We start from the raw sequence: 8723 nt of genomic DNA on the forward strand, positions 1-8723 counted from the left end.
GCGATCAGATGTTTAAAAATATGGCACAAGCTCAACGACTCTGCTCTTTTGGTTTAGACACACTCAAACAACTTTTTAGAATGAAATAGCCCTGGTAACGGGAAACTAAGACTCCAGTTTTTTGTGGACATCAGCAACATTATTTAATAGTAGAGATATACATAATAATTGGTGCTATAACTACTCAGAGAAAAGCGGCGACAACAAAAAATAATTAACAGATTGATACAGAATATATCGCAATTATATTTGATTTGTGAAAATCAAAAGCTTCAGATTCCCAACTTTTTAGAGAAGTCATAAATATTGTTGTTCATGAATAATTAAGTAGGGGTATAGAAACATTTAGTTTACTACCAGCCAAAATTATTGTAATTAGCAAGAGTTGGCAACTACTAAAATTATTCACTAATATTGTAACAATTACTAAGAAAAATCAACAGAGAAATTATGAATAATAACTTAGAGCAGTTTGCAAGTGATAATTCATCTGGTATTTGTCCCGAAGCGCTGGAATATATGATTAGGGCAAATCAAGGTAGTGTTCCAGCCTATGGAAATGATGAATGGACTCAAAAAGCCGCAGATTATTTTCGGGAACTCTTTGAAATTGATTGTGAAGTATTTTTTACCTTTAACGGTACAGCTGCAAATTCTTTATCTTTAGCTGCCCTTTGTCAGTCATATCACAGCGTCATTTGTCATGAAACATCCCACATAGAAACAGATGAATGTGGCGCACCGGAATTTGCATCTAATGGTTCTAAACTGTTACTTGCTCAAGGTAAAAATGGCAAGTTAACATCAGAGGCGATAGAGGCAATTGTCACTAGACGTACTGACATTCATTATCCAAAACCTAAAGTTATTAGCATCACACAATCAACTGAATTAGGCACTTTATATTCTGTTGAAGAACTTCTGAAAATTAAAGAAGTTGCGAAAAAGTATAATTTAAAGATTCACATGGATGGCGCTCGTTTTGCAAATGCAGTTGCCGCGATGAATCAAAGCCCTGCTGAAATTACTTGGAAAACTGGAGTGGATGTGTTGTGCTTTTGTGGTACAAAAAATGGAATGGCATTAGGTGAAGCCATTCTTTTCTTCAACAAAGAGCTAGCAGAGGATTTTGATTATCGATGCAAGCAAGCAGGTCAGCTAGCCTCAAAAATGCGGTTTATCTCTGCTCCCTGGTTGGGTTTATTGGAAACTGGTGCTTGGCTAAAAAATGCCAGACATGCCAATCAATGTGCTGAATACTTAGAAAATCAACTATTAAATATAGAAGGCGTTGACTTGATGTTTCCTAGAGAAGCCAACGCCGTGTTCGTTAAACTACCAGAACGAGTTATTCACAATTTAAAAGCAAAGAATTGGCAGTTTTATACATTTATTGGTGTGGGAGGAGTACGTTTTATGTGTTCTTGGAACACAACAAAATCAAGGATTGATGAATTGATTGGTGATATTAAAATAATTCGTAATTCGTAATTCGTAATCATGCTCGCTGACTCGCTAACGTAAGTCTTTCAAGGTGAGCATATGTACTATCAAAGTTTTTACGGCATTTCAGGCATCGGCTGGAATAGAACAAAGAATTTATGCTTTAAACTCCAAATTTTTGGACTGTAAATTAAGCGATCGCATACGCCAAAATACCAAAATTTGGTTAAAATGTCTATTTATTTCATGGTACAAATGTTCACTTTGAAAGGGCTACTCCTGAGTGTGTTGTCTTTTCTTTCCAGAATAAAACTTTGAGTGTGTTGTCAGATGGTCTATCAATGGGCTGCCTAATGCCCAATCCCTTTGAGTAGATTGCGGTTTTGGCTAACCCACAACTTAATGTCATGAAAATTTGACATTATGGCGATCGCTCCAGATGCAACTAGCAAGTAATGTTATGAAAGCATGACAATTTGATCCCAGAAAGGCTGATAAATTCGTGAAACAGGCAAAAAGCCTACTTATTACCCCTTGATCCCTAGATATGCTTAGTGGTTAATATTGACTTAAGAAATAAAACTCCTCCGATCCCAAAGAAATGCTGATTTTGGCATAACCAGGAATTGAAAGGAGGTTAGCTCAATTTAAAAACAGACTAAAAAACTTAAAAACTGGGCAAAACCAGGAGTCAGGAATAAGAAATTCATCTGGAGTGGATGACATTTTACATAGCATTCTTTAACCAGGGGAAATCATTTACCACTTAAACTACTGGAGACCCAATTAATGGCAAAAGAACGCCCGCCACTAGAGGAGATGACCTTACGCCAACTACGCAAAGTTGCTAGTGAATATAGCATCTCTCGCTATAGCCGAATGCGTAAATCACAACTGCTGGCATCAATACAAGAAGTCCAACGTAGCAAAAGTTTACTCAGTCCATCTCGTTCATTGGAGGCACAGGAAACCGTGGAAGCTGCAAAGTTTGAATTAGGTCAGGAAGATCGTACTGGTGGATCTTTAGCTGATGTTGATGAAGGACTGGCAGATTTGCCATCTGGCTATGGTGACAGCCGGATTGTACTCTTACCTCGCGATCCTCAGTGGGCTTACACTTACTGGGATGTTCCCAATGAACACAAACAGGAACTGCGCCGACAAGGGGGACAACAACTCGCACTACGGATTTATGATGTCACCGACATCAATATCGAATACCAAAGCCCCCACAGCATTCAAGAATATCCTGCTGATGAACTAGCCAGAGAATGGTATTTACCAGTTCCAGTTAGCGATCGCGATTATGTGATCGATATCGGTTATCGTGCTACTGATGGTCGCTGGTTGGTACTAGCTCGTTCTACTAGAGTACACATTCCTCCTGTTTATCCTTCTGACTGGATAGAAGATGTCTTCATCACTGTCGACTTTGAAGAAGATTTGCGTGGCCAGACTCAGTACGAACTGGTTCCCCCTGCCAAGAAGATTGCAGTTACCGCCAATGGTAATGCTGGTAATGCTGGTAATGCTGTGAATGGCAACCCCATCTACGACCAAATATTTGGTTTAGCAGAATCTGCCGAAGTGCTACGGGTTGCTGGTTCTATCTTTGGCTCCCAGCAAGCTTCAGCACGTCCTGAACAAGCCATTAGCTCCTACATTTTTCCATCAGGTGTGGGTATGTGGGCAGCTGCCAACGTGTCTGGTTTAACCGCTTCCGGTGTCGGAATGTCAGGTGTTGGCTTCTCGGCTTCCGCCGTACCAGTGCGTCCGCGCCAGTTCTGGTTAATTGCCGATGCTGAGTTGATAGTCTACGGTGCAACCGAACCCGACGCTACCGTAACCATTGGCGGCCGTCCAATTAAGCTAAATCCAGATGGGACATTCCGTTTTCAAATGTCCTTCCAGGATGGTTTAATAGACTATCCGATTTTGGCTGTAGCTGCTGATGGTGAGCAAACCCGGTCAATTCAGATGAAATTTAATCGTGAGACACCATCCCGAAATACTAACACCAAAGAAGAAGCTGTTTTAGAATGGTTCCCTTAAGTTTTGGCTCTGAGATTAACTCCAGACTGAAATTTTCAAGCCAGAATTCAGAATTCAGAATCCAGAAGTCAGAATTAAGAAGACTTTGAGACTCAAGCTTAATAATTTGAATAAAATTAAGAAGCTATAGCGCCCTTGATTTTCTAATCATTCTGGATTCGGAATCCTGACATTTTAAATTATTCCCCGCTATAGTAATTCTGTAGCGGTTTTTTTGCATTTGTATGTATACAAAAAAATTATTTTTGTTATTTAGCTTGATAATTGCAGCGAGCTTATTATCAGGTTGTCAAGAGATTGAAGCAAATTCCGTCTCCAAAGCATCTAAAACTTGCGCTGGTAAAGATTCCAAGTTCAGTATTGATTTTTTTAAAACCAATAATCAAGGTAAAAAAAATCAAAGAGGTATTAACAATGTGATTATTTTTAATCCCAAATCAGCAGAATTAGATTTCAAAGTTAATGTTGGTCTATCTCATAAACTCTACGCCAAAGATGCTAGAGGTAAACTGCGTAAAGAATATGTAGCAAAACAGTTTCATGAACTCATCGGCGATGAGAATGCCAAATTAAACGGAGAGCTACCCATTGCCGCAATTAATGCCGACTATATAGGTACTGATGATAAACCACAAGGCTTAAATGTTTCTCGTGGCGTAGAGTATTCAGGAATATTTAAATATAAACGTTCTTCTTTTGGAATATCAGGAGGTACACCCAAGCAGCGACAGGCTACTATCCAAGCTGGCAGAAGAAAAAGCGATATTCTCAATTACAATTTAGTGGGCGGTAATGGCAGATTCTATCGTCAGGGTAAGTTTAAAGATATTTGTCAAGATTTGGGAGAATTTGCCTGTAAAAATGCTACTAATCGCTCTCTGGCAGCTATCACTAATCAAGGCTATGTAATCCTATTAGTTAATGATTTGAAAGCTAATTCAGATATTGAATTATCTCAAGATAATCAAGAGTTACTGCCAGATATGTTTGATAATGTTCTGGAAGGCATTGCTAACAATAACTGTTTAGGTAAGATTCAAGAAGGGATATTATTTGATGGAGGTATGTCTCCAGGATTGTATTACAACCAAAAAACTTATGTAGAAAACCTTGGGCCGATTGGTTCAGTTTTTTTGATTTACAAAAAATAAAATAGTTATGTTAACCACAGTCAAGATTTACTTGCATCTGGGTTTAAGTCACCCACCAACTTTTCTTGTTTTGTGGACTACAATTAGTGACGGTCACTGAGCTTGCCCTTCTCTATGCGTAGCGTCTCGTAGAGAAGAGTCGAAGTGCAGGTCTGAATTTCCCACTAATTGATTCTGTATTCTTCTTTAACTTTTTGCGAATTCTCAAGCTTGTTTGGATTCACCCAACGATTAACCAATTCCTTGTTATGTTTGTACACCTTGATTTGCACTTGCTTGGAACTTAATTTGACTACTTCGGCGGGAATTCTTTGGACATCGTTAGAATCCGTGCGAGGCTTGTAAAGCCAAATGACTTTTTGCCCGACTTCAAAGTAGTTAGGATTGCTAGTTAAAGAAGGCGCTGTTTCTGCCCAAGAGGGGAAAGCAATTGCTAAGTTGATCAAAAGTACTAAGACGACTAGAGTGATTTGAAAAAGTTTCATAATCATTGCACTTGTCTTAGGTCTAGTGCGGTAATCAATCTGCTGCTCTAGCATTTAGCTGTCCTCCTTAGCTTTCTCAAAGTTGACGTTGCTGGTTGATGATTTTGCCGGATTCATACCTCTTTTTCACCTAACTTTGATAGCAATAGAGATTTGGGGAGTTAATTACTTAGCCAAAAGCTTGGATTAATCGCAAGCTAAGTTTGTATTTGTTCAAAGTTCAAATCTCTACTGATTTCAGGATAAAGCAACTTTGACAATAAAATCAAATAGTCTTTTTTGTTAAAATGATAAATTCAATTTATCATACATCATAAAATTGTGATGTCCTGACTTGAGATTACAATCTCTATCTCAGCAGTAATAAACGCAAAAGAACACTCTGTCGTGAAAATTGATGATATACAGCAGAATTCAGCATTCAGAATCCAGAATTCAGACGTAACACAGGGTTTATACCTGGCTTTGGGACGAATCGTTGTGTACTTCACTTTCCTTGAAATCTGCTCTCTATATAGTGCTTTATGAACTTTGTTCTCTATCTAATAAATCTTCATAATCTAGTTAATTTTTGCCTTTATTTTATAAGTTAACTTCTTGATATAACTACTCCTTAATTTGCGTTAATATACAAAACATATCGGCAATTGCTTGAGCATTTAGTCTAATTTTTGGGATGTGCTGATGAGTCAACTGAACAGCTAAAATATTTAGTTTGTCGAATTCATCAAATCTTCATCTATTTGAAGTTTAGTTTATCTTTTATAAGAAAATAGTGGGAATAATAAACTAAGTTGGATTGAATAAATTAGTTAGCTATGAGTAAAATATGTCCGATCTCGAAAACCTGTGCTTGTCGCAATGTTACACGCTGTCGGACTAAGGAGGCAGGCAGGCTCTTTCTCTGGTTCCCCGTTCCACATACGCTGAAAAAAGTCACCTCCTACCTACAGGAGTTTGCCGTTGAGTATGAACTGATGCACGAACGACCAGGTTTGAGTTTGGACTGTAGACCTGGACAGTCCCTAGAAATTGCCCGTAACCTAGCCAAACTACTTACACCGAGAGAATTAAAAGAGACGCAAGTCCTTTTTGTTCGAGGCGCTATTCAACCTGAAATCCAGGATTTTAGTGACATAGCCTCATTACAACGCTTCATTAAGTTAAACCAATCCGACTGGCTGGTTGAAATGCTGGCAACGGAACGATTCACCAGTTACTTCCAACCAATTGTCTCAATTAAAGATACATCGCAGATTTTTGGATATGAATCGCTCTTGCGGGGACTAGATAAACAAGGCAATATATTACTACCGAAACCAATTCTGGAGTTAGCAACCGAAGCCGGACTTATACCACAACTCGACCAAGTTGCTCGCCTCAGCGCAATCACTCAATTCAGCCGTTATCAAGTGAGTGGGCACATCTTCATCAATTTTGCACCAATGTCACTTTATGACCCAGTTTTTTGCCTACGTAGTACGGTAGAGGCAGTTGATACTGCCGGGATTTCCCATGATCGGGTTATTTTTGAAGTCGTGGAGTCAGACAATCCTCAAGATTTAGCCCACCTGAAGACGGTGCTGAAATACTATCGGGATGCGGGGTTTTTAGTCGCCCTTGATGACCTTGGTTCTGGCTATTCTAGCCTAAACTTGCTACATCAGTTACGTCCAGACTTTATCAAGCTGGACATGGAGTTAATTCGAGATGTGCATCAAGACCTTTACAAAGCTTCGATTACCGAGAAGCTTCTAGAGATTACTCAAAAGTTAAACATCCAGACTGTTGCTGAAGGAATTGAGTGCATTGAGGAACTGAATTGGCTGCGAGAACGGGGTGCAAATCTTGCTCAAGGTTATTTGATTGCTCAACCCAATGTAGTGCCTGTGACTACAACCCCTCAGTTTGATCCGATCGCATTAACTATAGCATCGGCAAATTCTCAGATGGTTGAGCAGCAGGTTCAACATCAAAGCCAGTCTGAGCAAATTGTCGCGGCTGTGACGCAGCGCATTCGACAATCGTTGGAGTTAGACGAGATTTTGCAAACCACAGTAGATGAGGTGCGAAAACTGTTTGAGATCGACCGAGTGGTGATCTATCAGTTTAAGCCCGACTGGAGTGGGTTAGTTGCTGTAGAATCCTTAGCAGCAGGCTGCATATCGATTCTGGGATTTCACGTCATGGACACCTGCTTTAAATCCACGCGCGCAACTTACTACCAACAAGGCAATACTAAAGCGATTGAAGACACTCAAACGGCAGGACTATCGCGGTGTCATTTTGACCTGCTTCAAAGTTTGCAAATCCGGGCAAACCTGATAGTGCCCATTTTGCAGCAAGAGCGTTTATGGGGACTATTGATTGCTCACCAATGCCGTAATCCCAGACAATGGCAGCAATCTGAGGTTAATTTGTTTAAGCAGTTAGCAGGTCAAGCTGCGATCGCTATTCAGCAATCAGAACTTTACCACCAATTACAACAAGCAAACCAGGAATTACAGCGCCTTGCCTCTTCGGATGGTCTAACCCAAGTGGGAAATCGACGCTGCTTTGATGACACATTCAACGCAGAGTGGCAACGGTTGGCACAAGAGCAAGGTTCGCTATCTTTGATTTTGTGTGATGTAGATTACTTTAAGCTTTACAACGATACGCATGGACATCTGGCAGGAGATGATGCACTCAGACAGGTTGCCAAGGCAATCTCTCAGACAGTTAAACACCCGGCTGATTTAGTTGCTCGTTATGGTGGAGAAGAGTTTGCAGTCATTTTGCCCAATACTGATATTGAAGGAGCGATCGCAGTTGCAAGAGTTATTCAGACTAATGTTAGTGCATTACAAATACCTCATCTACATTCTCATATCAGTGAATTCATCACGCTAAGTCTTGGTGTGGCAACCATCATTCCTCATAGCCAATTATCTCCTGCAACCTTAATTGCTGCTGCTGACCAGGGACTCTACCAGGCAAAAGCACAAGGAAGAAATTGTGTGGTGCAGATGGACTGTGAGGATGCTGAGGTTAGATATCTCATTTAGCACCAGTCTCCATTTTCTCGGACAATTATCGTGAATACAGATCACAAATCTAATGTTGATGGCATTTTAACTTGAAACCTATTTTAGTTATTGATTTAGAACGGAAATAATTAATTATTGAGAGAAGGTAGAAGAAGAGAGGCTAAAATCTGAGTAAGAGTGCGATCGCATTAACGCCCACATGACTAATTGGATAAAACTTGAATGGAATAGATACGCATAATGGATAGCCTCCTTTTAGAACGCCCAAACCAAACGAGCAGTGGCTACAAAAAACCCTTAGACATCAATCTTGACTTTTTAGCAGGCTCTTACAAAAGCAAAACACTGCTAGCAAACTTAGAAGTTATTGATGAAGATATAATTGCTAACTTAGACAAAGTACTAGAAATTAAACCAGATTTGCACGAAGCTTGGTACAACCGGAGTATTGCGCTGGTGAATTTAGGTAGCTTAGTACACGTCACCGTAAAAAAGGGTCGGAAATTATGCGGCAATCACGAGGTCACTTGGAGTCATATTCTTGGAGTCTTGTTTCAAGCATT

Annotated in this window: 5 protein-coding genes and 1 pseudogene; 4 read left to right on the plus strand and 2 right to left on the minus strand. The window is 39.8% G+C overall.

Annotation, left to right across the window (positions count from 1 at the left end):
* Positions 1-450 precede the first annotated feature (450 nt).
* Both V7L05_RS15990 and V7L05_RS15995 read left to right on the plus strand, forming a co-directional pair.
* Positions 451-1491, plus strand: a complete 1041-nt coding sequence (locus V7L05_RS15990) for a threonine aldolase family protein (protein ID WP_335165370.1) — start codon at positions 451-453, stop codon at positions 1489-1491.
* A gap of 741 nt (positions 1492-2232) precedes the next feature.
* The gene (locus tag V7L05_RS15995; protein WP_335165372.1) at positions 2233-3495 is read left to right on the plus strand and encodes a DUF4912 domain-containing protein; all 1263 of its coding nucleotides are present in this window, start codon (positions 2233-2235) and stop codon (positions 3493-3495) included.
* A gap of 1011 nt (positions 3496-4506) precedes the next feature.
* Here the strand turns inward: V7L05_RS15995 and V7L05_RS34720 are convergent.
* Positions 4507-4644, minus strand: a complete 138-nt coding sequence (locus V7L05_RS34720) for a hypothetical protein (RefSeq protein WP_442937865.1) — start codon at positions 4642-4644, stop codon at positions 4507-4509.
* A gap of 166 nt (positions 4645-4810) precedes the next feature.
* Positions 4811-5185 (minus strand): hypothetical protein, encoded by a 375-nt coding sequence (locus V7L05_RS16005; RefSeq protein WP_335165376.1) that lies wholly within the window; start codon positions 5183-5185, stop codon positions 4811-4813.
* A gap of 764 nt (positions 5186-5949) precedes the next feature.
* Here V7L05_RS16005 and V7L05_RS16010 point away from each other — a divergent pair.
* On the plus strand, positions 5950-8178 hold the full coding sequence (locus V7L05_RS16010; RefSeq protein ID WP_335165377.1) for an EAL domain-containing protein: 2229 nt from the start codon (positions 5950-5952) through the stop codon (positions 8176-8178).
* A 222-nt stretch (positions 8179-8400) separates the two neighbouring features.
* Positions 8401-8723: pseudogene (locus V7L05_RS16015) on the plus strand (hypothetical protein); the annotation flags it as partial.

The sequence above is a fragment of the Nostoc sp. genome, from assembly GCF_036917755.1.
GTDB lineage: Bacteria > Cyanobacteriota > Cyanobacteriia > Cyanobacteriales > Nostocaceae > Nostoc.

Coding starts and splice junctions, on each gene's coding strand:
- V7L05_RS15990 (WP_335165370.1), top strand. CDS start 451: ATGAATAATAACTTAGAGCAGTTTGCAAGTGATAATTCATCTGGTATT.
- V7L05_RS15995 (WP_335165372.1), top strand. CDS start 2,233: ATGGCAAAAGAACGCCCGCCACTAGAGGAGATGACCTTACGCCAACTA.
- V7L05_RS16005 (WP_335165376.1), bottom strand. CDS start 5,185: ATGCTAGAGCAGCAGATTGATTACCGCACTAGACCTAAGACAAGTGCA.
- V7L05_RS16010 (WP_335165377.1), top strand. CDS start 5,950: ATGAGTAAAATATGTCCGATCTCGAAAACCTGTGCTTGTCGCAATGTT.